General features: G+C 38.4%; 2 protein-coding genes. Both read left to right on the top strand.

Features of this window, described 5'->3' with window-relative positions:
• Positions 1-510 precede the first annotated feature (510 nt).
• The gene (locus EHQ62_RS08410) at positions 511-1,116 is read left to right on the top strand and encodes a class I SAM-dependent methyltransferase (protein ID WP_244241701.1); all 606 of its coding nucleotides are present in this window, start codon (positions 511-513) and stop codon (positions 1,114-1,116) included.
• Positions 1,117-1,149: 33 nt separating this feature from the next.
• Complete coding sequence (locus EHQ62_RS18710) at positions 1,150-1,302, top strand: hypothetical protein (protein WP_244241700.1); 153 nt, start codon at positions 1,150-1,152, stop codon at positions 1,300-1,302.
• Positions 1,303-1,441 lie beyond the last annotated feature (139 nt).

The raw sequence follows: 1,441 nt of genomic DNA, 5'->3' as shown, positions 1-1,441 counted from the left end.
CTCGGTCTGCGACACATAGGCTTCTGGCACTCCCCTTGCTAACGCAAGTGTCGTTCCAGTCCCTAACGTCCCGTTCCGGGACTCAGGGACAGCCTACGTCGTTAAGGCTATTTCGATAATTGCAATTGGTTGATCAAAAGAATAAGGCGCGCAAATTTTTTTGAATGAGGTAGTTGTCGATTAAGACAGTAAGAAATACAAAGCTGTGTTATTCCATTTACGATTTTTAAGCAATTCAGGCTTTTGAAGAAATATGAGAAAAAATTTGCGCTAAATTCCCATTCCTTTCGACTAGACTTTTATTGTATTCGTAACCAACTGCAATTATCATCCGCTAACCACTTCGCTTCGGGACTTCGCCCTCGCTTGGCCTACGGCACATAGGCTTCTGGCACTCCACTTGCCTTCGCAAGTGTCGTTCCAGCCCCTAACGCCTCTAGGAGGCTCAGGGTCAGCCTACGTTGGTTAGCTAGTTCGTTATGCGTAATAGTTGGAACTCTATATAAATACATGGAACCTTACGATAAAATCGGTTTAAATTATAATAATACAAGAAAAGTTGATCACAGGATTGCTTCTATTATCGAAGAAAACCTACTCCTAAATGGAATTAACATTAAGTTATTGGATGTCGGGGCTGGAACAGGAAACTATTCTAACTTCTTCTCTTCTAAGGGATATGATGTTACTGCCCTTGAACCTTCAGCGATTATGATTGATCAATCATCAGAAAATAAAAACATTAAATGGATAAAAGGATCCGCCGAACATATTGAATTTCAGGACAATTTTTTTGATGGTATTTTTTCTGTTCTCGCTTCTCATCATTTCAGTAATCTTCAATTAGCTATTTCGGAAATAAATCGCACTTTAAAATCTAAACATTTTGCAGTTATTTTTACTGCCGATCCTACGCTAGTTTCAAAAAAATCTTGGTTAATAGACTATTTTAAAATTGTTTTCGAAAATGCTATCTCCAAATATATTAATATTAAAGATTTCAAATCCCTGATCGAATCTATTACCAATACTAATGTAAAAATTATCTATTTTTCTCTACCAGATAATCTTATGGATAATTTCTTTGCTTCGGGATGGAAAAAACCGTCTCTGTAACTAGATCAAAATTTTATATCCGGAATTTCACCATTGGCTAGTTTAGAATCGAATACATTAAAATTTATCCAAGAAAGACTTGAAAATGATTTGAAGAATGGTACTTGGAATAATAAATACGGACGAATTTTAGAAGAAGACTATTTTGATGGCGGATATCGATTTCTAGTTTGGCAAAAACCTTAACACCAACTACTACGCATAACAGCGACTTACCGCTACGCTTCGGCACAAGGCCTCGCTCGGCCTGCGGCAAATTCCCCTTCTGGCATTCGCCTTGCGTTCGCAAGCTACATGCCAGTCCCTAACGTCCCGTTCCGGGACT

The sequence above is a fragment of the Leptospira jelokensis genome (genome assembly GCF_004769635.1).
Lineage (GTDB): Bacteria > Spirochaetota > Leptospiria > Leptospirales > Leptospiraceae > Leptospira_A > Leptospira_A jelokensis.
The sequence above is the reverse complement of the archived record's forward strand: the minus strand, read 5'-3'. Positions and strand labels throughout refer to the sequence as shown.

Bases quoted from the DNA above. Each gene is read 5' to 3' on its own strand.
- EHQ62_RS08410 (WP_244241701.1), top strand. From the start codon at position 511: ATGGAACCTTACGATAAAATCGGTTTAAATTATAATAATACAAGAAAA.